This window comes from Brevibacterium antiquum, assembly GCF_016107655.1.
GTDB lineage: Bacteria > Actinomycetota > Actinomycetes > Actinomycetales > Brevibacteriaceae > Brevibacterium > Brevibacterium antiquum.
In genome coordinates this window covers 423,953-446,924 of the sequence record NZ_JABASX010000002.1, presented here as the reverse complement: position 1 = coordinate 446,924, position 22,972 = coordinate 423,953, and the positions used below count along the sequence as shown (strand labels likewise).

Sequence of the window (22,972 nt, the reverse complement as noted above, 5' to 3'; positions counted from 1 at the left end):
GGGACCATCGTCGGGTGGGTTGCGATGGCGAGGACCATCGTCGGCGAGCGCCGTGGGCACGACACTCGCCGACGATGGTTGTCGGTGCTGGGACTATTCGCGATCGTCGGACTTCTTGCGACGGCTGATCAGGAAGCCGCCTCCGCCGATGACCACGATGGCTGCGACGGCGATGCCGATCCAGCCGCCTGCGCCGAGGCCGCCGCCGTCACCGGAAGCGTCCTCCGCGCTGGCGGGTTCGACCGCGGAGTATCCCCAGTAGCCGACCTGGTTGGCGATGATGCCGCCATCGGTGGGCTGCTTGGTGAAACCGGTGAACCGGTCGGAGCGGAAGGCCTCGAGCTGATTCGGGTACCACAGCGTGATCGAAGCGGCGTCCTCGTAATGCTGAGCCAGCGCCTGGTGGACCAGGTCGGCGCGTTTGCCCTCATCAAGTTCGACGTGCTGCTGCCGGTAGAGCTTGTCGAAGTCCTTGTTGCAGTAGCCGTCCTGGCTGGTGCCGCCGTTGCCGTCGGCGTCGGGGCGCGAATCGCAGGTGTTGATGAACAACTGGTAGTCGGGGTCCGGACCGAGCGACCATCCTGAGAAGTACATGTCGTAGTCACCCTTGGTGGTGCGCTCGGACACGGTGTCGACGTCGCTGGCCTCGTTCTTGAGACTGATGCCGATGTCCTTCATCCACGGTTTGAGGAACTTCGCCGTGTTCTGTTCGACCGTGGCGTCGGAGTCGGTGAGGAAGCGCAGCTGAAGCTTCTCTCCGTCTTTCTCGCGGATGCCGTCGGAGCCTTCCTTCCAACCGGCGTCGTCGAGAAGCTTCTTCGCCTTCTCGACGTTGAAGCCGGTGATCGCCGGATCGTCTTTGGGAAGCGCCCACGTCTCATACACGGATGGCACGAAGCTTGTGGCAGGCTGTCCGTAGTCCTGCAGCACCTGATCACGCAGGGTGTCGATGTCGATGCCTGCTCGGATGGCTTGACGGACCTGCTTGTCCTTGAGCGCCTCATTGCCGGTGCCGAATTCCTTGTTGTCGGCGTCGGCCAGTCCGGAGTTGATGGAGATTCCCTGGAACCTGCGCCCATTGCCCACATTGGTCTCGACGTTGTCGGCGCCTTCGATGGCCTTGAACTGCTCGGGAGTCAGTCCGGTGATGAAGTCGACCTCACCGGAGCGGATCGCCTGCACCTGGGCGTCGGAATTCGTGTAGTAGCGGTATTGGATCTCCTCGAGCTTGGGCTCACCGCGCCAGAAGTTGGGGTTGGCCTTGAGCGTGACGGACTTGTTCGCCTCGTAGCTCTCGAGCTGGAAGGGCCCCGAGCCCACGGTCTTCTCATCGTTCTTGAACTCGCCGGGCTTGTCGACCTTCGACCAGATGTGCTCGGGAACGACCGGAATCTCCTGGCCCGGGTTGTTCGCCTGTGGGTCCTTCAGAGTGATGACCACGGTCTGGTCGTCTGGGGTTTCGACCTTGTCGAAGTTCTCGACGAGGGCGCCATTGGCGACCGACAGTTCCTCCTTCTCCATCATCTGGTTGTATGTCCAGGAGACGTCCTTTGCTGTCAGCGGTTCTCCATCGGACCACTTCATATCGGGACGAATCTTGTACGTCCAGACCTTGCCCTCGGAATCGGTGTCCCATTCGGTGGCGAGACCTTCCGAGACCTGCGTGTCTTCGGCACTGTTGCCGACGAGGTTCTCGTACATGTATTTGAACGTATTCGTCGGCATCAGGTAGAAGGAGGTGAACGGATTGAACGAGTCGATGAAGCCGTCGGTGGCGATCCGCAGCACCGTGGAATCGTCGGCTGCCTCTGTGGTCTCTGCTTGAGCAGGGGCGGCGGCCATAGAGCCGACGAGTGCCATTGCCGCAAGACCGGCCAGGCACGTTCCCAACCGCTTGCGCAGCTTATATTGAGCGAACATCGTTGTCCTTTTTCTCGATTTGGTGATTCAGTTATCAGTCGTTGCAGGTGAGAGCCTGCTCACACTTCATCTTAAGTTCTCGGAACGTCAATTCGGGGCAAGCGCGCCCTGTCGTTCTGCGCCATTCTCACCCGCTTTCGAAAGTCCGGTCTGCAGCGGGTGAATCCTGACCTCGCCCGCCTCGGCGAGGACCTCCGCGATGGTCTGTCCGCGCCGGATGAGCGAGAACTCGAACTCCCCCTCGCCGAGGTGGCGGTGGGCGTCGGCGCTCACGTCCAGCCGTACCCGGTACCCGAAGATAGGGACCCGCGGGAGCAGGTTGTAGGAGAACGGATTGGAGAAGTAGTAGGCGCCGGTGTCGGGCACGGCCACGATGTCACCGGCGTCGAGGCGCGGCAGATTTCGGTCGCGAGCCAGGAGGTCACCGGCGAAGCAGGCAGGGCCTGCGACATCGGTGGGTACAGCCTCGGCGGATTTGGGACTGCCGTCCGGGTTGAAGGGGAGGATCCGCAGCGGCCAGTCTGCGGGGGCGTACGCCGTGCGGGTCGCGACCTGGACGCCGGCGTGGGTCATGGCGATGCGCCGACCGCCGGTGGTCTTCGCGTATTCGACGTGGGTGAGGATCGTGCCGGCCTTGGCTAGGAGCGCGCGACCGAATTCCGTGATGATGTCGAAGTCGAACAGGCCCGGGACCTGCGTTTCGAGCACGGCCCGGTATTCGGCGAAGGTCGGGGTGATGTCCTCTCCTGCGAAGTTCACCGGCAGTCCCCCGCCGATGTCGATGCGGGTGACCTGGCGGTCGCGACTGTGGGTCTGTGCCTGCGCGGCGCGCGCATTGATCTCCTGCGCCAGTTCGACGACCGTTTCGATGCCGGCGGCGGCTTGATCGAGGCTGATGCCCTGGGAACCCGAGTGGACGTGGATCTGGTTGAGCCAGGGACGTGCCAGATACGCCTCGATGAGTGCCTCGCGAGCCCCGGGGTCGGCCAGTCCGATGCCGAACTTCGAGGTCTGCGTGGCGGTGGACAGCGCACCGATCCTGCCCGTCCCCGACTGCGGATTGATCCGAACCCCCACCCTCGCCGAGGTGGTCCCGGTGGAGCCGCCCACCGTCGCCGAGGCGGTCTGTCCGTCAACAAGCCCGTCCAGTCGCTCGAGCTCGGCGAAGTTGTCGATGTTCATCGATACCCCGAGTTCGACGGCGCGCTTGAGCTCGCTCATGGTCTTCGCCGGGGAGTCGAAGACGATGTTCTCCGGCGCGAATCCGGCAGTCAGAGCCAGCTCGAGTTCTCCCGGACTCGCGACCTCACAGCCGGCGCCGGCCTCGGCGTAATAGCGCAGCAGGGGCTGCAGTGGCACGGCTTTGCAGGCCACGGCGTGGAGGACGTCATTGTCTCCGGCGAAGGCAGAGGTCAGATGCTCATATGCTGTGTCGATCTGGTCGAGGTCGATGAGTCCGATCACCGGGGTCGAATCGTCGAGCTGCGGGATCTGGCCCACCGTGCTGTTCGCGATTGCCTTGATGGCTTGATCCCGGCTGACCTGGACCGATGGCCCCGACTGGTTGCTGTGCATACTGTCCTTCGTTCATGGTGTGCTGCCACTGTAGAACGCGAGCACCAGGACGAACGGACAATAATCTGCCAAACTTTGCCGTGGAACCTTGTGAGATTCGCACAGCCGCCGGCCGTGGCGATCCTTGGTCGACTGCTGAACGCCAGTAGGCGCGGTCAGTCTCGACTCAGGCTCGCTCCCGGTCGAAGACGAGCACCGCGAGCTCCAGCCACAGACGTCCGGACCGCTCGGCAGTCGACAGTCCGGTGATCTCTTCGATCCGGCTGAGACGATGCCGCAGCGAATTCGTGTGGACGTGCAGACGACGGGACGCCTCAGCGGAATTGCCGACCGTGGCAAAGTACACACGCAGAGTCTCCAGCAGCTGCCCCTGGTGCTTCGCATCATGCTCGGCAAGCAGTCGGGCAGGCTCGGTGATGCGAGGTCCTATGGAGCGCAGGGCATCAGCAGCCTCGACTCCGACGAGTTCGGCTGCGACGTCCTCGGCTGTCGCACCGCAGACCATGCTGTGGTCGTCGGCACATGTGGCGCCCGCAGACTGGTTGCCCGCGGGCGTGCTGCCTGCAGATGTGGCCGCACCGCTCTTCGATCGTGTCAGCAGCGCATCGAGGACGTACACCGCCTCGGTCCACGATCGATGCACAAGGTCGAGACGTTCGACCGCGACGCCCACCCCGAAGTGCAGCGGCTCGCTCGGAGACAGGGACCGCTGCAGCGCTGAGGCGACATGAGACCTGATGTCGGCGGCTTTCATTCCTTCGCTCATGTGCACGAGCACGGCCAGATGACCGTCCGAGCCTACGTGGGCGAGCACGGCATCGGCGAAGGCGGCCCGCAGATGAAACCTCAGCACGGGCTCTCGGTCGGGGGCCACCTCGGCGAAGGCCAGGGTTGCATAGTGCCCGGAGAATGGCAGCGCGAGCAGGGTCGCGGCCGGCCCAAGGTCCGGCGAGCCACCGAGGATCGAGCCGAGGGCCTCGCGACGGATCCGTTTCTCGAACGGGGAACGTCGCAGGGTCCGCAGCATGACCGGCAGCGCGGCTCGGGCCGCATCGCGGAGGACATCGCGCAGAGACGCGGGATCCACCGAATCCGGGTAGGCAGCCCAGATCGTGCCGAGCAGCTCGCCCTCGCTGCGCAGTGCGATGACCGAACGGGCAGGAGTGGCGCCCTCGGCTGGTCTCTCGACGACATCAGTCGAGTGGCGGACGACGTCGAGGAATCCGGACTCCTCAAGCTCAGCGATCCGCCACCCCGGAATCGCGCCCGAGAGGATCGTCTCCCGTCGAATGTCATCGATCTCATCGCCGAGGTTGGAGTGCGCGAGCACACGCGACGCCGGGTCCTCGATCGTGATCGACGCACCTGTCATCTCCGCGATGACCGCGGCCAGCGCGCTGAGATCATCGACGTCGGGCCAAGCCAGGGCGCTCGAGGCACCCTCGTTGAGCTGTCGCAGATGGACGAGGACCTCGGACCAGGTCACGCCCGTTGACCGCTCAAGCAGAATGGGCGGCGCTGAGGTGTCTGTCCCCTCACCGAGGTGGGTATGCGTTCCCGGCGGAACTATGAGTGCCGCGGCACCCGCAAATCGTGAGCGGATCGCGTTGAGTCCGGCCACACCGTCTACGGCTTCGGTGACGAGGAGGACGGCCCCCGCGAGTCCAGCGGGAGACCCGAGAGCCGCAGCCGAGCTTCGGAGGTCGAGGTCGAATTCGATACGAGTCACCTCGACGTCGATTTCGGTCTGAGTCAGGGGAAGCAGAAACCCCGCGGTCTCTCGCAACAGGCGGGAGACGCGCAGGGCATTCGTTCCACTCATACCCCCACTGTAGTCAACGGTGCACTCACACACCTCGTGACCCGGTCATCTCCCGAACCTGCCTGCGCTTCAGACATTCCGCAGCTGGACGAGGGCGTCGTCATTCGGGAACGTAGAACTTGTACTGGATGGCACGGATGACGACCTGCGCCAGATTCTTCGCATCCAGTTTGATGCGCAGGTTTCTAGCGTGGGACTTCACTGTATAGACGCTGACGACCTGCTGTTCGGCGATCTCCGAGTAGTCCATCCCCTCACAGATCTGCCGGAGCAGGAGCTTCTCACTCGGAGTCAGAGCCGGCACCGCGCTCGAACCATCAGCGGCGATATCGCCGCTGATCATGATGTCCTCTGCCAAGGATCGCAGCAGGGCCGGAGACTCACCTGCGACTGCCGCTCGCGCGACGCGAACGAGTTCGGCATCGGTGGCGGATTTGTTCACCGCCGCTATCGCTCCGGCCTCGAGCGCACGTGTGATTCCCGGCCCGGGCGAGACAGTGGTCAGCACGACGATCGTCGCCTCCGGATCGAGACACATGATCTCCCGGGCCGCATCGACTCCGCTCATCCCCGGATGCATGTTGACATCCAGCAGGACGAGATCCGGGCGATGACGATCGAACGCTTCGACGGCGTCTTCACCGGAGTGCTGAGGTTCGAGAACTGAGAACCCTCCGTCATCGAATAGAGCTGCCGCCACCGCTCTCGTCGTCCACGAATCGTCGTCGACGATGAGCACGACTATGCGCTCGTCTGCTGGCGAGCTGTCGATCTCCGACCCGGCCGAGGCGCTCATACCCTCTCGCTCTTCGTCGCTGATACGTCGCGGTCGGCATTCTCTTCGAGAGCTGCGGAGGACTCCGCAGCGGTGAAATCGTCGCGGACACAGACAGCGTCGGCCTCGTCCCCATCGGCCGAGTCATTGAATCGCAGCGGCTGGGAGACGTCGACGACGACGCGGCCCTGGTGATTCGATCCCGTTGTGCATGACCCGCCCAGGGCCTGAGCGCGCCGACTGAGAGATCGAGGCGGACGCGTCAGCGACGTCGCCGCCTCGTTCTCCGTGCGGAATCGCAGGACGGCCGCGTCAGGTCCCTCACGATCCACGCTCACGGTCAGACTCGACTCGGTTCCCGGCAGGGAGTGTCGGATGACGTTCGTCGCCAGTTCTCGCATGATTGCGGTGAAATGTGCTCCCAGCACCGGGGATGCGTATCGGGGCAGAGTGCCGACATTGAGCATCAACGCCACACCGCCGGCGGCACAGCCGTTCTCAATGGACGTGGCCAGTGCTTTCGCCTCGGCCTGCAGCCGAACTCTGGGCTGCCGCACGTCTCCGTCACTGAGTTGTGTGACGAGCTGCCGCAGGCGCTTCGACGCCTCGGTGTTGACCAGGGAGAGCTCGGCGAGCTGACGGTTGGTGCCGAGATCACGCGACCCTCTGGCCAGTGCTTTGATGATTGCGCCCTCTGTTGCGAGCGAGTTCGAGATCGTGTCGTGCATATCGCTGGTGAAACGTGCACGCAAGGACTGCAGCGCCTGCTGGTGTTCCACGGCGGCGCGCTCCCGGCGATGGATCTCGCGTTGGATCCTCAGCTCGACGGCTCCAGCAGCCAAGCCGATCAGTGAGTACGTGACCCAGCCGTACCCGTAGTCGATGAACCCTGCAATACCGCCGTCGTAGGCTGACAGCTCGGTGCAGGTGATGAGGTAGGCGACCAGTCCCACGGTGGCGACGGCTGATCCGACCCACCGCCGCTGGCTGAACAGCACAGCCGTGGCGAAGATGAGCGACTCGGGGAACATGTTCTCCAGGTCGGGGTAGGGCACGACGAAGACGAGGCTCAACCCGGTCGAGACGAACACCGTCGCCAGAGGGAAGAACGGAGAGAGGACGAGCAGAGCATAGGCAAAGACAAGGAGGACCATATAGCGAGGTTCTTCGATCTCGAACGATCCTGGAATCAGCACGGTCAGCCCCATGATGAGGGCGAGGAGCCGCATGGGCAGATCCACGAAGCGCGGTCCACGGAAGACGAGCCACAATCTGTTGAGCGCACTCATGGTGCCGTCGTCTGTCGCTGATGCCATGGAGCCTATTGTGCTATACCCTCAATCCTGCCGTAGCAGTCCGATCTCATACTTACGTGCGATGCCCGATCACGGCAAGCAGGATAGCGTTGCAAAGGCACTCCCCGCAGCAGCACACCCCTCGTGAACAACCCGGACCATCCCCCATTGAACCGGTGACATCACCCCATCCCCTGGGACTCGACGATATCACCGCGGTTGAGCACCACTCCCGCGCGGCTCCACAACGACCGACGGCGGCGTATCGACCTCGCATGAGGTCGATACGCCGCCGTCAGAACCCGCAGACGCTGCCGCGCGAGCGGGGCCGGATTCGAGCTGTCAGGCCACAGAAGCGGCGATTGCCTCTTCGATGACGTCGAAGGCGTCGTTGAGGAGCTCGTCGGAGATCGTCAGCGGCGGCAGGAAGCGCAGGATATTGCCGAAGGTTCCCGTGGTGAGCACGAGGACACCGTTCTTCGAGCAGTAGTCTGCGATCTTCTTGACCAGCTCGGGGTTCGGATCGATCGTGTCGTGCTGGACGAACTCGGCGGCGATCATGGCGCCGCGACCGCGGATGTCACCGACCTCCGGGTACTTGCCCTGCAGCTTGGTGAGGCGATCGGTGACGACCTCGCCGATGTGAGCGGCGTTCTCAACGAGTCCATCTTCCTCGTAGGAGGCGATGGCACCGAGCGCTGCCGCGCAGGCAACGGGGTTGCCGCCGTAGGTCCCGCCGAGGCGACCCGGTCCGACCGAGTCCATGATCTCCGCGCGACCGGTCACGGCCGAAAGCGGCAGACCGCCGGCGATGCCCTTCGCGGTGGTGATGATGTCAGGGACGATCTCTTCCCACTCCGAGGCGAACATCTTGCCCGTGCGGGCGAAGCCTGCCTGAACCTCGTCGGCGACGAAGACGATGCCTTTGTCCTTGGCGTACTCGACCAGTGCAGGCAGGAAGCCCTCGGCCGGGACGATGAAGCCGCCCTCACCCTGGATGGGCTCAATGACGATAGCAGCGACGTACTCGGAGCCGATCTGCTTCTCGATCATGGTGATGACGCGCTTGGCCGCCTCCTCACCGCTGACTTTGGTGCCGGCCGCGTCGTTGTCGCGGAACGGGTAGGACATGGGTGCGCGGTAGACCTCGCCCGCGAACGGACCGAAACCGGCCTTGTAGGGGTTGGCCTTCGCAGTCATCGACATGGTCAGGTTCGTGCGGCCGTGGTAAGCGTGGTCGAAGACGACCACGGCGTCGCGGCCGGTGTGGGCGCGAGCGATCTTGACAGCGTTCTCGACAGCTTCGGCGCCGGAGTTGAGCAGGATGGAGCGCTTCTCGTGATTACCCGGGGTCAGGCGGTTGAGCGCCTCGGCGACCTCGACGTAGCCCTCGTAGGGGTTGACCATGAAGCAGGTGTGAGTGAATGACTGGAGCTGCTCGGTGGCGGCCTTGACCACTCGGGGGTTCGAGTTGCCTGCCGTCGTCACGGCGATGCCGGCCCCCAGGTCGATGATCTGGTTGCCATCGACGTCCTTGAGGATTCCGCCGCCGGCTGCCACCACATAGGCGGGGAGGCTGGAACCGACTCCCGGAGCCACGGCTGACTGGCGACGCGCCTCGATCTCGCGGGACTTCGGCCCGGGGATCTCGGTGACGATCTTACGTTCCTGCGGCAGAGCTTCGCCGCCAATTTCCAAAGCTGTCATAACGGGAACAATAGAGCCTCACGACGGTTCTTGTCAATTACCGTCCGCAGAGTGAGCAGATCGCACCCATCCCGAACCCCACGCATGCGAATTCCGTTGCACTCAGTGCGGTTCAGACCGTGCAGAAATCACGGCGCGAAATGCAGATTTCGAGGTCTGCGGGTGCCGAAATCGCAGTTCCGCGCCTCGAAACCCCGGACCCCGGCGCTGATTCCGCCGAGCGAGGAAATCAGCGTTGCTGATTCCGCATGTCGGTGTCCTTGTTGCGTCCCGGAAGTTCGATGTCGTGTTCGCGCACGGGCGCGACGATCGTCTCCTGGGCCCCGGCCACACGAGGTGCGTCATCACCCAGATCGAAGCTGAGTTCAGCCTCGGCGGAGAGATTGCGTTTGACCACGGCCAGGCCGATCGGCCCGAGTTCCCAGTGCAGTGCGACCGAGGTCAGCTGGCCCACGGACCGTTCGGAACCGCGGACCTCAGCGAGCACCTCGGCGCCGGCTTCGGGCTGGATGTGCCCGGATCCGTCGAGGTGAACGAAGACGAGCCTGCGAGGCGGCTGGCCCAGGTTGTGCACGCGGGCCACGGCCTCCTGACCGCGGTAGCAGCCCTTGGCCAGGTGCACCGAGGTACGCAGCAGATCGAGTTCGCCGACGAGTGACTTGTGGTCGATCTCGTTCACACCCGGACGCCAGGCGGCGATCCGCACGGCTTCCCAGGCGTCGAACCCGGCCATCGTGAATTCGCTCGCCGAGGTGGCCCGCAGGTCCGTGCGCGCGATGATGCCGATGACGAACTGAGTCTCGAGCCCGGGGTGGTCCTCCCCTGCCACCTCGAGTCCGAGATCGACCTCGGCGTATGAGGCCGAACCGGTCCCGATGTGCGGCCAGGGATCGGACCACAGCTGGGTCATGGGCAGGCTGTCGGGGAGCTTCACGACGGCGCCGATGCATTGGAACTCATCGCTGACGTCATCGATCGTCACCCGCATCATGAAGACCATCGTGCGGAGGAATTCGAGAGTCTCGTCGGTGCGCAGCTCACTGATCGCCCACAGCGATTCGCCGTCGTCGACGAGCTTCAGCCAGCCTTCGATGCGGCCGTTCGGGTCAAGGACGAGAGTCTCTGTGGACACGCCCGGCGCCAGGGTGTCGAGCTTCTGCGTGGTGATGGAGTTCAGCCAGGTGAGGCGATCGGCTCCGCTCAGACGCAGGATCCGCAGGTGGGGCAGATCGACGATCGCGCCCTTTTCGAGCAGTGCCCGCTGTTCGCGCAGCGGCGAGCCGTAGTGGGCCGGGGTGTGCTCGAGCCCTTCGCCGCCGAATACCGCGGTGGAGCTCAGTGGGCGATTCAGCGATGAGGCAGTCATATCAGGCAATCTTCTTCAGTCGGGCTGAGGAGTGTGTAGCGAGCTCGTGGCCCAGTGCGGCCATGTCCCAGGCCCACATGAGCTCCCCACCGACGAGGCCGTACATGCGGGTCGAGGCCGTGTACTCCTTCGCGGTCTTGGTCCGGGCGACGACATCAGTGGAGAGGTCGATGCGCGGCCCCTTGACGTGGCCTGCGTAGAGTTCCATCACGCCGTGCGGGTGGACGATCTCGGCTTCGATCTCGAATCCGTCATCATTCGTGCGCAGAGTGTCGACGGCAGCCGCCGAGGTGAAGCTGGGCTCTTCGGTGGGCACGAGCATTCCCGGGCCGACGTCACCGGCATCGCGCGGGCGCACGAGCTGCCAGATCCCGGTCTCCAGAGTCAGCGTCGATTCCAGTTCCCCGTCCTCACTCAGCAGCCACGCATGCGCGGTGTACTGCAGGAACGGGGTTCCGGGATGAGCGACGAAGTCGACGCGCTGGCCGAACTGCTTCTCAGGGGTGTCCGCGTAGCCGACGACTCCGACGCCTTCCCACGAACCGATCAGCCAGGACAGGGGAACGAGCTCAGGGTGAACCGAGGCATCAAGTTCGATCATTGAGTTCAGCGATTGTCTTTGAACAGAGCCGTGACGACCTTGACTCCGACGCCCAGGGCGCCGAGAGCGGCAATGCCGACGAGACTGGAGAAGACGATTTCGAGAGCGACAAGGTTATCCATGCTCCCAGTCTACATTTCCCATCTGCGGTATGCGCACTCAGTCCGTGCTCTGCGCACGGCTTCAGCACGAACCTGAGCACGGTCTCAACGCGGAGTCGCGCTCACCGTGTCGGACCTCACAGCCGAGGTCAGAAGGCGATGCGCTCCAGGGAATAGACGACGACACCGCCGAGGGCGATGGGTGCGGCCCCGAGCGCGAGCTGAACGGCGAAGCTGCGGGCCTTCTCCACGTTCTTCTTCAACTCGATGTTCTGGGAGAGTTCAAGGCTCACAGCCTGGTACTGGCTATAGGCGATGAGTCCGAGCATGCGGTCGACGCCGGCGACCAACAGCCCCATGATGCCGCCGAGGACGAGCGAGACAGGAACGCTGATGGCGTCCTTGAAGATGAGGACCGAGAGGATCCCGGCGACCGCGACCGGCATCGCAATCGCCAGCGGAGACGTGTAGATCGCAGGCCAGGGCAGGGCTGTCATGCAACCGGCGACGATGAGCGACACGAGACCGACGACGATGGCTTCCTTGTCGCCGGGCACGGTGATCGCCGCGACCCAGGTGCTCGCGGACAGGACGATGACTACGCCCGCAACTTGGGCTGAGACGTTGGCAACGGCATCAGAGGCACCCATTCCGCGGGTGAGATTCTGCACGAAGGTCCAGAGCAGACCGAGACCCGCCAGGACCGGAAGCCAGTCAAGATAGGGTGCTGCGTCGTCGCGGAACGCCGCGAGCAGTCCGGCCACGCCGAAGAGGCCGAGCATGATCGACGTCGCGCGAGGCTGCGGTGAGTCTGTCAGTCGCGGCCAGCCGTAGGCGACGCCGAAGACGATGAGCCCGGTCGCCAGCAGGAACAAGGTGTAGCCCCAGTACACGGAGGCACTGAGGGCCAACGCCAAGGCCAGCGCGACAACTACTCGAATCCATCTGATCACAGCACTATCGTGCCTTATTCGGCCGAGGCGACGCGATTTGGGCCAGTGTCGGCGATCCCCGCCGACGTCACCGACACCGCTCATCGTCTGTCGTTGCGGGCATCTGCTGAGTCACGGCCGACCCTGTTCACTCCTGACGCAGCGACCTACGCTGATGCGAACCTGCTCACTTCTGATGGAGAATCTCATGGCCAATGTGCTGACAACAGGCAGCTGCACCGCCGACGAATACGACCTCAGCTGCGGAATTGGAGCCGATCTGGGCACACAGCAGCTCACCCTTCTATCCGCACTCCTCGACCCGACGACGCGTACAGTGCTGAGGTCGCTTCAGCCGAAGGAGAACGCAAGGTATCTTGAGGTCGGAGCCGGAAACGGCTCCATCGCCGAGATGATGGCAGCAGACTTCGGTGGCAGCGTCCTGGCTGTCGACAAGGACGTGACGAACCTGGTTGCATCGCCGGATGTCGATGTCGTCCATCACGATGTCCACAACGGCGTCCCCATCGGGCCGTACGACCTCATCCATGCGCGCCTGGTCCTCGCCCACCTGCCTGCCCGGAGACGGGTCTTCGCCCAGCTCGTCGAGCAGCTGGCTCCCGGAGGATGGCTCGTCATCGCAGATGTCGGTGTCGCCGCAGAACTGCTCGTGGCACCGGAGGAATCCGACCACGCGGTGTGGCGGAGATACAACCACGCGGCGTATCAGCGGTTCGGCCCGGAAGTCGACTGCGACTACGGCTGGGCCGACCGGACCGAGGTCGAGATGTTCGGAGCCGGGCTCGCGGATGTCGCCGCGCAGCACCTCGTTCCCCTCGCCCGCGGCGGTGGACCCTGGACGAGCTACCATCTGAACCTCAGCCTGCAGAATGAGGAAGGGCTCCTCGCCACCGGCCTCCGTCGAGAAGACCTGGACCGCTACCGCACCATGCTCACCGACCCCGAGTTCCGTGCGCGCTTCTTCTCGCTGACGTACACGACAGGACGCAAGCCGAGCGCATGACCGGCATCCCTCACTTCTCGTGTGACCCGTTCTCTCCTGTCACCCGTTGACCCATCCCCTGTGACCTGTTGCCCTCCCCTAGGTATCGGAGAAGCACAGCCGGGCACCCTCGGTATACTTTTCCCAGGCTGCTACTTCAGCGGCCGAGCCGAGTCCGAGGAGGTGGATGGAGCACATGCGAATCCTGCACATCTGCCCTGCACCCCGCCTCGACTCCCCCGTCGCCCCAGAGTCCCTGCAGTATCTCGGCCACCAGATCGAACGCCTCAGCCTCGATCATCTGAGCCGGGCAGACTCCAACTCGCTCACTGCCGACATCGTCGTCGCCGACGCCTGCCTGGACCTGTCCTTGGCACCTGCTATCGCCGAGGCGGTGGCGCAGACGCGCATCGCAGCTCCGATCATCGTCGTGCTCAGCGAAGGCGGACTGGCCACCGCCTCGGCGAAATGGAACGTGTCCGACATCGTCCTCACCACTGCCGGCCCCGCCGAGGTGGAGGCCCGCCTGCGTCTGGCACGTGATCACCACCGGGCGCTGGCCTCGCACGGTGCCGCCTCGTGGGGAGGCGGGGCCGGCGTGAGTGCAACCGACTCGACAGCCACCACCGGAGGATCGCGGCCAGATCGCCCGTCCTGGAACACCAGCGGCCCTTGGACGAGCGAGGGCGAGCCCATGATCGTCGTCAGCGGCGCTCTGCGCATCGACGAGACCGCGTTCACCGCACACCTGGGCGAGCGCAGCCTCGATCTGACCTACCGCGAATTCGCCCTGCTGAAGTTCTTCGCGATGCACCCCGAACGAGTCTTCACCCGCGACGAGATCCTGCTCGCGGTGTGGGGCGATGACTACTTCGGAGGGACCCGCACCGTCGATGTGCATGTCCGCCGCGTGCGTGCGAAACTCGGCAAAGACTTCGAGAACGCCATCCACACCGTCCGCTACGTCGGCTACCGCTTCAGCCCCGACTCCGCGGCCGCACACGGCGACGGTGACGAGGCAGAGTCAGATACCGAAGAGACGCCAGACACCGACGCAGCGGTGGAAGCCGACGAAGCGTCGGCCACTGACGAGGTCGCGGAGCACGAACAGCCAGAGCATGAACGGCCGGAGCATGAACGGCCGGAAGCAGAGTCGAACGAGGAGGACGTGAAGGTATGAGAATCGAAGCCAGCGGAGCCGTGATCGGAACCCCGATCACCACCCTCGCCGACGCGGAGCTGACCTTCCTCGACCGCGTGACAGCAGCCGATGGGTCCGCTGAGATCTCCGGCGGACTCCTGGCCATCGCCACCGGCGAGGACGAATCTCATTCGGCGCAGACGGCTTCCAGCGTATGGCGAATCTATGCCGACGACTCAGCAGACTCGAACGCCGACGACGGCGCTCTCATCGGCTTCGGCATCCGCGCGCTCCAGGGCGATCGTCATGCGGCCGAATTCCTCATCGACCCCGATCACCGCGGTCAGGGCCTGGGCGGAGAGCTGCTGTCGACGATCCTTCAGGAAGAGCCCGACTCCTGGTGCTGGTCACACGGCGACCACCCGGGCGCACAGGCACTGGCGAAGAAGCACGACCTCGGTCGTGATCGCGTTCTCTACCAGATGCGCACCGGTTCGGGTCTCTCACTCGATGACCTGCCGCAGACCTCGGCGCCGGAGGGTGTCACCATCCGCTCCTTCGCCCCCGGCGATGAGGACGGTTGGTGGCGAGTCAACAATGCGGCGTTCGACTGGCACCCGGAGCAGGGGTCGCAGACGGCCGAGGACTTCGCCGAGATCATCCAGGCACCCGACTTCGACCCGGATTCGGTGATCCTCGCCATCCGGGCTGGCCAGGTCATCGGCTTCCACCAGACCAAGCTCACGGACGCCGACGCTGAGGGCCGCCTCGGCGAGGTCTATGTCGTCGGGGTCGACCCGAGCATCCATGCCAAGGGTGTGGGCAAGGCGCTGACGATCGAGGGCATGCGCCGGATGGTCGCCGCCGGTGCGAGTGTGATCGAACTCTACGTCGAATCCGACAATGCGCCGGCGCTAGGCTTGTACGAGCGGCTGGGATTCCATGTCGCGGTGGCGCACGTGTCCTATGCGCCGGCTTCCTCGACCGAACGCAATCAGGAGTAGAGCGATGTACGACATCACTGCAGTCGGAGCGGAACTGGGTCTGCCGGATCCAGAGGATCGATTCCTCGACCGGGAGCTCAGCTGGCTGGCGTTCAACGAGCGTGTCCTCGATCTCGCCTCCGACCCTGATATGCCGCTGCTGGAAAGGGTCCGATTCCTCTCCATCTTCGCAACCAACCTCGACGAGTTCTTCATGGTCCGCGTCGCCGGCCTCAAACGCCGCATCAACACCGGTTTGGCGGTGCCCAGCGTCACCGGCCGGATGCCGCTGCAGGTCATGCACGCGATCGGCGTCCGGGCACATGACCTCATGACCCGCCACGCCGCCCTGCTCAAGGACGACATCGGTCCTCGCCTCGATGCGGAGTCGATCACGAAGGTCCAGGTGGACGAGCTCACCGAGGACGAACGCGCCAGAGTCGATGAATTCTTCGCCGGCCACGTCTTCCCTGTCCTCACCCCGCTCGCGGTGGACCCGGCCCACCCGTTTCCCTACATCTCCGGACTCTCACTCAACCTCGGCGTCCTGCTGCGCTACCAGGATTCCGGCAAGGAGCTCTTCGCCCGGGTCAAGGTGCCGCCGCGCCTGCCCCGGTTCTTCAATGTCGCCACGGCCACGGATCGCCCCGCCGGCCGCGACGTCCCCGCCCGCTTCGTCGCGCTCGAAGACATCATCGCCGAACACCTCGACACGCTCTTCGAGGGCATGGAGATCATCCACCACTCGACCTTCCGCGTCACCCGCAATGAGGACCTCGAGGTCGAAGAGGACGATGCGGAGAACCTCCTCAAAGCCCTGGAGAAGGAACTCCTGCGCCGCCGCTTCGGCCCCGCTGTGAGGTTGGAGATCACGGAGAACATCCATCCGCGGGTCCGCGAGATGCTCAAGGACGAACTCGGCATCGACGAGAACGAGATCTACCAGCTGCCCACCCCCCTCGATCTCTCCGGCATGTCTGACATCGCCGACGTTCCCCGCGATGACCTGCACTTTCGGAAAATGGTCCCGCAGATGAATAAGGACCTGTCGCTGCGTGAATCCAGCGACCAGGTCGACGTCTTCGCGGCAGTGTCGAACCGCGACATCCTGCTCCACCATCCCTACGACTCGTTCTCCACGAGCGTGCAGGCGTTCCTTGAGCAGGCGGCAGCGGACAAGAACGTGCTCGCCATCAAGCAGACCCTCTACCGCACTTCCGGCGACTCCCCGATCATCGATGCCCTCGTCGATGCCGCACAGGCAGGCATCCAGGTGCTCGCGGTCGTGGAGATCAAGGCCCGGTTCGATGAGGAGGCCAACATCACGTGGGCGCGCAAACTCGAACGCGCCGGCGTCCACGTCGTCTACGGAATCGTCGGGCTCAAGACCCACGCAAAGCTCTCCCTCGTCGTCCGCCAGGAGGCTGAGGGTCTGACCCGCTACTGCCACGTCGGCACCGGCAACTATCACCCGAAGACAGCGCGAGGCTACGAGGACTTCGGGCTGCTGACCAAGGACAAGAGCGTCGCCGATGACCTGACGAAGCTGTTCAACCAGCTCTCGGGCTACGCGCCCCTGGCCGAATACTCGCGCCTGCTCGTCGCCCCCACCCGGGTCCGTTCGGGGCTGACCGAACTCATCGACAAGGAGATCGCCATCGCCGAGGAAGGTGGTGCCGGCATGATCCGGATCAAGGTCAATTCCATCGTCGACGAGGCGATCATCGATGCCCTATACATGGCATCCCGGGCCGGAGTCCAGGTCGAGGTCTTCGTCCGCGGCATCTGCGCCCTGCGACCGGGCATCCCCGGCGTGAGTGAGAACATCACAGTACGGTCCGTGCTCGGCCGCTTCCTCGAGCATTCGCGGACCTTCGTCTTCGGCAACGGCGGCGATCCTCTCGTCTACATCGGATCAGCTGACATGATGCACCGGAACCTCGACCGCCGCGTCGAAACGCTCGTCGAGCTCGTCGCCCCGACTCACAAAGCGGAGATCATCGAACTCTTCGACCTCGCCTTCGCCGACACCACCTCGGCGTTCGTGCTCGCCGCTGACGGCAAATGGACGCGCAGCACCCACGACGATGAGGGCAACCGGCTCACCGAATACCAGACGGAGCTCATCCGCCGACATCGCAAGCGCCGACAGATCGGAGAAGAGGCTTGAGCCCGAAATCGGTCGGTTCCGCGCAGGCGTCCTCACGCGTCACCGCCGATATCCTCGCCGCCGGCGCCCTGTGCTGGCGCAATGGCAGCGAAGGACTCGAAGTCGCTCTCATCCACCGCCCCCGCTACAACGACTGGTCCTGGCCCAAGGGCAAGGTGGAATCCGGCGAGACCCTTCCGGAGACGGCGATTCGCGAGGTCAAGGAGGAGACGGGACTCGACATCACCCTCGGCGTCCCCCTGCCCGCGGCGGAATACATGGTCAGCGGAAAGTACCTCAAGAAGGTCTTCTACTGGTCAGCACAGGTCAAGGGCGAGCACACCTTCACGCCGATGAACCAACGCGAGGTCGACGAGGTGAGGTGGTTTCCCGTCGGCGAGGCGCGAACAAAGCTGACTTCCTACGCGGATCGCGACCAGCTCGATGCGCTGGAGAAGTTCGATTCGACCAACGCACTGCGTGCCTGGCCTCTGATCCTCGTCCGCCACGGGAAGGCATTTCCCCGAGCGAAGTGGCATGAGACGGAGCACGTGCGCCCGCTGCTGGCTCTGGGGACCCGCCAGGCCATGGCACTGACCGGGCTGCTCTCTGCGTGGGGGACGAAGAGACTGATCTCGAGCCCCTGGAAGCGGTGCATGGCCACGCTCGCTCCGCTGTCCGCGGCGACCGGCAAGCCGATCCGAAGGGCTTCGAGTCTGAGCGAGAAGGCGAGCTCTGCGAACCCCGACAAGACCTCCCGATTCATCGAGAAGCTGCTGGAGAAGGGCAGGCCGGTCATCTACTGCACCCACCGGCCTGTCCTGCCGCTGATCCTCGAGGTCTATGCGAAGTACGCCCCACAGCGCATCGCGGAGAAGCTGCCGCGCGAAGACCCCTACCTCAAACCCGGTGAGATCCTCGTCGCCTATGTGCGTCCGGGCGCAGTGCCACGCATCGTCGAATTCGAACGGATCCGCCCGATCGACGCCTGAGACTGGTTCCTCAGCGGGACTTGGTTCCTCAGTGGGGCTGCTTCCTCAGTGGGCGGGGAGTCTGCACCATGCTCCGTACATCGGCGGGCCCATGACCATGCCGTCGAGGGCATCGATCTCATCATTGAGCCGATCAGTGAGCGTGTCGATCCCGACCTCCTCGGCGCTGGCGATCCCCAGTCTCTCGAGCAGCGGCACGACCGCAGTGATGATGTTCGACCATCCGAAAGCAGGCGACTCCCCGCGTCCGCCCACCGGAGCACCCATCATCATCTTCGGATCCGGCAGGCCCGCTGCACGGTAAGCGGTGAAGAGCTCCGGCCCCATCTGGGCATGCACGCCGAGCTCATCGAAGGCCTGGAGGATCCAGGTGCGCGCACGGTTCCAGAGCGGGGTCTCCTCGTTCGTCCACATGTAGGTCATATCGGGTTCGTGCATGCACAGCAGCCCACCCGGACGAAGCTGCAGGGCGGCAGAGCGCAGGACCGCCTCGGGATCGGGGACGTGCATGATCACTGCCCGACCGACGACGGCGTCGAAGGAGCCGTCGAGTTCCAGATCGGGAAGAACCGCCTCGGCGAATTCGACTTGGGGCACACCGGCCAGGACTGCTCGGGCAGCCGTCAGGGACTCGACGTCCCGGTCGATGCCGAGAACATAGCCGGTCTCTCCGACGAGCTTCGCTGCGATCGCGGCCACGGCTCCGGTCCCGGTGCCAAGATCCAGCACCTTCATCCCGGGACCGACTCCGGCTCGAACAAGCAGCTCTTCGGTCAGAGGATCCAGGACGGTCGACTGCTCACGCAGCCGGATCTCTTCCTCTAGGGCGTCTTCGAACATGTAGTGGTGCTCGGCTGACATGGGCTTCTCCTCATCGAGAATATGAATGACGGTATGTTCTGGCACGTGACTCTATGGACCTCGGTGATCATCGACAAGAGGTCGACGAACCTCAGCGCGGCCCCGCGAAATCAGGCCGATTCGGCCCAGCGGAATCGGGACACCGTCGTCCCGACAAGCATCCTTTCATGAATCCGCGGGTTCCTGTGATGGAGCACTCGCCCGGACCCGAAGCCTTCAGGCGTCATTCACCTTCCATTCACTTAGCGACTCCCAGAGCTTTACACACGAGCCTTAACGTGAAACACGAAAGATCGAGCAATCTCGAACAGTGTTCTCATATTCGAAAGGCATCTTCGTGAAGCTGAAGCACCTGGCACCATCCGCTGCAATCCTCGCAGCCGGCGCACTCACCCTGTCGGCATGCGGCGGAACCTCTGCCACCGGAGAAGAAGCAAGCGGCGGCGACAGTGACCTGCAGGGCACACTGACCGGAATCGGCGCCTCATCGCAGAAGGCCGCGATGGACGCATGGACTGCCGACTTCGCCTCAGAGAACTCCGGCGTGACTGTCAACTACTCCCCTGACGGTTCAGGTGCGGGCCGTGAGCAGTTCCTGGCCGGAAACGCTCAGTTCGCCGGGTCTGACGCTCACCTCGACGACGACGAGGCCAAGCAGGGCAAAGAAGCTTGCGGCGCCGATGGTGCCTACGAGTTCCCCGTCTACATCTCCCCCATCGCAGTGACCTTCAACGTCAAGGGCGTCGATGAGCTCAACCTCGCGCCTTCGACGATCGCCAAGATCTTCAAGGGTGAGATCAGCAAGTGGAACGACAAGGCGATCAAGGCCGACAACCCGGATGCCGATCTCCCCGACACGAAGATCACCGCCGTGCACCGTGCCGATGACTCCGGCACCACGGAGAACTTCGCCGAGTACCTCAAGGCCACCGCCGAGAAGGACTGGGACGCTGAGATCAGCGGCGACTTCCCGAAGGACTTCGGTGGCGAGGCTGCACAGGGCACCGATGGTGTCGTGCAGACCGTCTCCGACACCGATGGAGCCATCGGCTACGCCGACGCTTCAGCCGTCGGATCACTGAGCAAGGCCAAGGTGAAGGTCGGCGACGAATACGTCGAGCTCTCGGCCGACGCCGCGTCCAAGGTCGTCGACGCGTCCGACAAGGTCAAGGGCCGCAGCGAAGGCGACCTTGCCTTCGACCTGGCTCGCGACACCACCGAATCGGGCGCCTACCCGATCGTCCTCGTCTCCTACCACGTCGTCTGCTCGTCTTACAAGGACCAGGAGACCGTGGACATGGTCAAGGCCTGGGAGAAGTTCGTCGTGTCCGAAGAAGGACAGAAGTCGGCAGCGGAATCCGCCGGCTCCGCACCACTGTCCGATGACCTGCGTTCGCAGATCGAAACCGTCATCGATTCGATCAAGGTTGAAGGCTGATTCTTGCCTGCTGACCTGCAGAATTGATATGTCGAAGAGCGGCGCAGCGACCCTGCGCCGCTCTTCGGTGCCTAGGGACCCGTCCACCGGATCCACCGCAAGTTTCATGAGGAGCACTTGTGCCGACCAGCACACAGACCACAGTGTCCGGCCCTGCCGGAGCACCTGAGCCGGACTCACAACCCGAGTCCGGCACGGGCCAGAGGCCCAAAGCCGTCGTTCGTCCCGGTGACCGAATCTTCTCGGCCGCGACCCTCATCGCCGGCATCCTGATCCTGCTCATCCTGGCCGGAGTCGCACTGTTCCTTCTGGCGCAGTCTACGGACACCATCGACGCCCAGGTCAATGATCCGAGCTCGATCACCGGCGGCAAGGGGTTCTTCTCCTACGTCTGGCCGCTTGTCATCGGCACACTGATCTCCTCCGCTATCGCGCTGCTCGTGGCCACCCCGTTCGCACTCGGCATCGCACTGTTCACCACGCACATGGCACCACGGAAGCTGGCACCGGTCCTCGGCTACGTCATCGACCTGCTTGCTGCGATCCCCTCGGTCGTCTACGGCCTCTGGGGAATCGCCCTCGCCGGCAGCCTCACAGAGTTCTACCTGTGGCTGTCGAAGTGGTTCGGCTGGATCCCGATCTTCGCTCCCGATGCGAACGGCGATGTGTCGAACACCGGCCGCACACTGCTGACGGCCTCTCTCGTACTCTCCATCATGATCCTGCCGATCATCACCTCCCTGACCCGTGAGATCTTCCTGCAGACTCCCCGTCTGCAGGAAGAAGCTGCCCTGGCTCTCGGCGCAACGCGCTGGGAGATGATCCGCATGTCGGTGCTGCCGTTCGGAAAGTCCGGCATCGCCTCGGCGACCATGCTCGGCCTCGGCCGCGCACTCGGAGAAACCATGGCCGTGGCCATGATCCTCTCCCCCGGCCTGCTCACCGCGTCCCTGGTCGTCAGCGGCAACCAGACCATCGCGTCTGAGATCGCGCAGAACTTCCCCGAAGCCGCCGGACTGCGGCTGTCCGAGCTGATCACGGTCGGCCTCGTCCTCTTCGTCATCACCTTGCTGGTGAATATGGGCGCACGTGCAATTGTTGCCAAGACCTCGGTGAAGGGCAGTTGAGAATGTTGACTACTACGAACAATTCGACGACCACGTCCCGCACCCTGACCTCGAAGCAGCTGCCCAAAGCCACACCATGGGTGGTTGCAGTCGCCTCGATCATCGTCGCGATCATCATCAGCTTCATCGCTTTCGGCGGGTTCAACATCCCAGTTGTCGCAGTCCTCGCCGGACTCATCAACGTGGTGGCCGTCTTCGCGCTCTCCGGAGCCTACGAGGGCCGCCGCAAGGCCACCGACCGGGTGGCCACCACCGTCGTCACATCCTCGTTTATCCTCGCCTGTGTTCCCCTCATATCACTGCTCTGGATGACCATCTCCAAGGGCGGAGCCGCTATCAGCTTCGACCTCCTCTCCCGCACGATGCTCGGCATGAAGGGCGTCCTCGACCAGCAGTACGTCGCCGGTGAAGCAACAATTGCCGGTGGCTTCTACCACGCGATCGTCGGCACCGTGCTGATCACGGTCATGGCCTGCATCATCTCGATCCCCATCGGCGTGCTGACCGCAATCTACCTCGTCGAATACGCTGCGAAGAACAGACTGGGCAAGGCCATCACCTTCCTCGTCGACGTCATGACCGGCATCCCCTCGATCGTCGCCGGACTCTTCGCCTTCGCGCTGTTCTCCACCATCGCAGGGTTCATCATGCCGGACGCGGCAGGCATCGCGAAGACAGGCTTCACCGCCGCCGTAGCACTGTCGGTGCTCATGATTCCGATCGTCGTGCGCAACACGGAGGAGATCCTACGCCTGGTCCCGATGGATCTGCGAGAGGCGTCCTACGCACTGGGCGTGCCGAAGTGGAAGACGATCGTCAAAATCGTTCTGCCCACCTCGGTGTCGGGCATCCTCTCCGGCATCACTATCGCGATCGCCCGCGTCATCGGCGAAACCGCACCGATCATGGTCACCGCCGGATTCGCCAAGGCTCTCAACTGGAACCTGTTCTCCGGTTGGATGTCGACTCTGCCGACCTTCATCTACGATTCGCAGCTGCGGCCGGTCTCTCCCGGCGATGCCGCCCTGGCCAGCTCCGAGCGAGCCTGGGCAGCAGCCCTCGTCCTCGTCGCCCTGGTCATGCTCCTCAACCTCTTGGCCCGCGTCATTGCGAAGGTGCTGGCTCCGAAGGCAGGACGCTGATGAAGCGCTGAGACCCCGACGCACGCCATACTTGTTCCAGAC

The 22,972-nt window shown here is 64.0% G+C and carries 19 protein-coding genes; 9 read left to right on the top strand and 10 right to left on the bottom strand.

Going from position 1 to position 22,972, the window contains the following annotated elements:
- Positions 1-93: 93 nt before the first annotated feature.
- From JFC13_RS05240 to JFC13_RS05200, 9 genes are all read right to left on the bottom strand, one after another.
- Complete coding sequence (locus JFC13_RS05240; protein WP_198396029.1) at positions 94-1,920, bottom strand: ABC transporter substrate-binding protein; 1,827 nt, start codon at positions 1,918-1,920, stop codon at positions 94-96.
- A gap of 87 nt (positions 1,921-2,007) precedes the next feature.
- The gene (locus tag JFC13_RS05235) at positions 2,008-3,495 is read right to left on the bottom strand and encodes a type III PLP-dependent enzyme domain-containing protein (protein WP_198396028.1); all 1,488 of its coding nucleotides are present in this window, start codon (positions 3,493-3,495) and stop codon (positions 2,008-2,010) included.
- Between the two features lie 166 nt (positions 3,496-3,661).
- Positions 3,662-5,317, bottom strand: a complete 1,656-nt coding sequence (locus tag JFC13_RS05230; protein WP_198396027.1) for a PucR family transcriptional regulator — start codon at positions 5,315-5,317, stop codon at positions 3,662-3,664.
- Between the two features lie 100 nt (positions 5,318-5,417).
- The gene (locus JFC13_RS05225; protein WP_198396026.1) at positions 5,418-6,113 is read right to left on the bottom strand and encodes a response regulator; all 696 of its coding nucleotides are present in this window, start codon (positions 6,111-6,113) and stop codon (positions 5,418-5,420) included.
- A complete protein-coding gene (locus JFC13_RS05220; protein WP_198396025.1) occupies positions 6,110-7,408 on the bottom strand; it encodes a sensor histidine kinase in 1,299 nt (432 codons plus the stop codon). The genes JFC13_RS05225 and JFC13_RS05220 overlap by 4 nt, the downstream gene beginning before the upstream one ends.
- 321 nt (positions 7,409-7,729) lie before the next feature.
- Positions 7,730-9,094, bottom strand: coding sequence for a 4-aminobutyrate--2-oxoglutarate transaminase (gene gabT, locus JFC13_RS05215; RefSeq protein ID WP_198396024.1), 1,365 nt, complete (start codon positions 9,092-9,094; stop codon positions 7,730-7,732).
- Positions 9,095-9,323: 229 nt separating this feature from the next.
- A complete protein-coding gene (gene ygfZ / locus JFC13_RS05210) occupies positions 9,324-10,460 on the bottom strand; it encodes a CAF17-like 4Fe-4S cluster assembly/insertion protein YgfZ (RefSeq protein ID WP_198396023.1) in 1,137 nt (378 codons plus the stop codon).
- Between the two features lies 1 nt (position 10,461).
- Entirely contained in the window at positions 10,462-11,061 is a 600-nt protein-coding gene (locus JFC13_RS05205; protein ID WP_198396022.1) for a nitrobindin family protein, read from the bottom strand.
- A gap of 250 nt (positions 11,062-11,311) precedes the next feature.
- Positions 11,312-12,115 carry an ammonia permease gene (locus JFC13_RS05200; RefSeq protein ID WP_235350621.1) on the bottom strand — a complete coding sequence of 268 codons (804 nt, stop codon included), beginning with the start codon at positions 12,113-12,115 and terminating at the stop codon, positions 11,312-11,314.
- A gap of 187 nt (positions 12,116-12,302) precedes the next feature.
- Here JFC13_RS05200 and JFC13_RS05195 point away from each other — a divergent pair, with 187 nt between their 5' ends.
- From JFC13_RS05195 to JFC13_RS05175, 5 genes are all read left to right on the top strand, one after another.
- A complete protein-coding gene (locus JFC13_RS05195; protein ID WP_198396021.1) occupies positions 12,303-13,118 on the top strand; it encodes a class I SAM-dependent methyltransferase in 816 nt (271 codons plus the stop codon).
- A gap of 166 nt (positions 13,119-13,284) precedes the next feature.
- A complete protein-coding gene (locus JFC13_RS05190) occupies positions 13,285-14,277 on the top strand; it encodes a winged helix-turn-helix domain-containing protein (RefSeq protein ID WP_408610723.1) in 993 nt (330 codons plus the stop codon).
- Positions 14,274-15,242, top strand: coding sequence for a mycothiol synthase (mshD, locus tag JFC13_RS05185; protein WP_198396020.1), 969 nt, complete (start codon positions 14,274-14,276; stop codon positions 15,240-15,242). The genes JFC13_RS05190 and mshD overlap by 4 nt, the downstream gene beginning before the upstream one ends.
- Positions 15,243-15,246: 4 nt before the next feature.
- Positions 15,247-17,391, top strand: a complete 2,145-nt coding sequence (locus JFC13_RS05180; protein ID WP_198396019.1) for an RNA degradosome polyphosphate kinase — start codon at positions 15,247-15,249, stop codon at positions 17,389-17,391.
- Positions 17,388-18,362, top strand: coding sequence for an NUDIX hydrolase (locus JFC13_RS05175; protein ID WP_198396018.1), 975 nt, complete (start codon positions 17,388-17,390; stop codon positions 18,360-18,362). Before JFC13_RS05180 ends, JFC13_RS05175 begins: the two co-directional genes overlap by 4 nt.
- Before the next feature lie 45 nt (positions 18,363-18,407).
- Here the strand turns inward: JFC13_RS05175 and JFC13_RS05170 are convergent, their stop codons facing one another.
- Positions 18,408-19,223 carry a methyltransferase domain-containing protein gene (locus tag JFC13_RS05170; protein WP_198396017.1) on the bottom strand — a complete coding sequence of 272 codons (816 nt, stop codon included), beginning with the start codon at positions 19,221-19,223 and terminating at the stop codon, positions 18,408-18,410.
- Positions 19,224-19,244: 21 nt separating this feature from the next.
- Between JFC13_RS05170 and JFC13_RS05165 the strand changes: the two genes are divergently transcribed.
- The 4 genes from JFC13_RS05165 (at position 19,245) to pstA (ending at position 22,930) form a co-directional block, all read left to right on the top strand.
- Positions 19,245-19,394, top strand: coding sequence for a hypothetical protein (locus JFC13_RS05165; protein ID WP_198396016.1), 150 nt, complete (start codon positions 19,245-19,247; stop codon positions 19,392-19,394).
- A 166-nt stretch (positions 19,395-19,560) separates the two neighbouring features.
- Positions 19,561-20,661, top strand: a complete 1,101-nt coding sequence (gene pstS / locus JFC13_RS05160) for a phosphate ABC transporter substrate-binding protein PstS (RefSeq protein WP_332839335.1) — start codon at positions 19,561-19,563, stop codon at positions 20,659-20,661.
- 236 nt (positions 20,662-20,897) lie between these two features.
- Complete coding sequence (gene pstC, locus JFC13_RS05155) at positions 20,898-21,788, top strand: phosphate ABC transporter permease subunit PstC (RefSeq protein ID WP_198396098.1); 891 nt, start codon at positions 20,898-20,900, stop codon at positions 21,786-21,788.
- Positions 21,789-21,790: 2 nt separating this feature from the next.
- A complete protein-coding gene (pstA, locus tag JFC13_RS05150) occupies positions 21,791-22,930 on the top strand; it encodes a phosphate ABC transporter permease PstA (RefSeq protein WP_198396014.1) in 1,140 nt (379 codons plus the stop codon).
- Positions 22,931-22,972: the final 42 nt, after the last annotated feature.

Coding starts and splice junctions, on each gene's coding strand:
- JFC13_RS05240 (WP_198396029.1), bottom strand. CDS start 1,920: ATGTTCGCTCAATATAAGCTGCGCAAGCGGTTGGGAACGTGCCTGGCC.
- JFC13_RS05235 (WP_198396028.1), bottom strand. CDS start 3,495: ATGCACAGCAACCAGTCGGGGCCATCGGTCCAGGTCAGCCGGGATCAA.
- JFC13_RS05230 (WP_198396027.1), bottom strand. CDS start 5,317: ATGAGTGGAACGAATGCCCTGCGCGTCTCCCGCCTGTTGCGAGAGACC.
- JFC13_RS05225 (WP_198396026.1), bottom strand. CDS start 6,113: ATGAGCGCCTCGGCCGGGTCGGAGATCGACAGCTCGCCAGCAGACGAG.
- JFC13_RS05220 (WP_198396025.1), bottom strand. CDS start 7,408: ATGGCATCAGCGACAGACGACGGCACCATGAGTGCGCTCAACAGATTG.
- gabT (WP_198396024.1), bottom strand. CDS start 9,094: ATGACAGCTTTGGAAATTGGCGGCGAAGCTCTGCCGCAGGAACGTAAG.
- ygfZ (WP_198396023.1), bottom strand. CDS start 10,460: ATGACTGCCTCATCGCTGAATCGCCCACTGAGCTCCACCGCGGTATTC.
- JFC13_RS05205 (WP_198396022.1), bottom strand. CDS start 11,061: ATGATCGAACTTGATGCCTCGGTTCACCCTGAGCTCGTTCCCCTGTCC.
- JFC13_RS05195 (WP_198396021.1), top strand. CDS start 12,303: ATGGCCAATGTGCTGACAACAGGCAGCTGCACCGCCGACGAATACGAC.
- JFC13_RS05190 (WP_408610723.1), top strand. CDS start 13,285: ATGGAGCACATGCGAATCCTGCACATCTGCCCTGCACCCCGCCTCGAC.
- mshD (WP_198396020.1), top strand. CDS start 14,274: ATGAGAATCGAAGCCAGCGGAGCCGTGATCGGAACCCCGATCACCACC.
- JFC13_RS05180 (WP_198396019.1), top strand. CDS start 15,247: ATGTACGACATCACTGCAGTCGGAGCGGAACTGGGTCTGCCGGATCCA.
- JFC13_RS05170 (WP_198396017.1), bottom strand. CDS start 19,223: ATGTCAGCCGAGCACCACTACATGTTCGAAGACGCCCTAGAGGAAGAG.
- JFC13_RS05165 (WP_198396016.1), top strand. CDS start 19,245: ATGAATGACGGTATGTTCTGGCACGTGACTCTATGGACCTCGGTGATC.
- pstA (WP_198396014.1), top strand. CDS start 21,791: ATGTTGACTACTACGAACAATTCGACGACCACGTCCCGCACCCTGACC.